This window comes from Bartonella sp. MR168JLCBS (assembly GCF_042194175.1).
In genome coordinates this window covers 1-274 of record NZ_JBHIMP010000516.1, presented here as the reverse complement: position 1 = coordinate 274, position 274 = coordinate 1, and the positions used below count along the sequence as shown (strand labels likewise).

1 protein-coding gene is annotated in these 274 nt (G+C 48.2%); it reads left to right on the top strand.

All coding sequences use genetic code 11. The annotated features are described in order from the left end of the window. Positions 1–271: 50S ribosomal protein L16 (rplP, locus tag ACFIK8_RS12340; protein ID WP_375669594.1), on the top strand; the 271-nt coding region annotated here is incomplete at its 5' end. Positions 272–274: the final 3 nt, after the last annotated feature.

Genomic DNA, 274 nt, shown 5'->3' with positions numbered 1-274 from the left:
AGCGGCGCGTCGTGCGATTACACGTTATATGAAACGTTCTGGTCGTGTCTGGATTCGTATTTTTCCGGATCTTCCGGTTACGTCTAAACCGACTGAAGTTCGTATGGGTAAAGGTAAAGGGGGTGTGGAGTACTGGGCGGCTCGTGTTGCACCTGGGCGAATCATATTTGAAATTGATGGGGTTCTTGAAGATGTGGCACGTGAAGCACTGAGATTAGGTGCTGCAAAATTGCCTATTAAGACGCGGTTCATCCAGCGTCTTGCTGAATAAAGA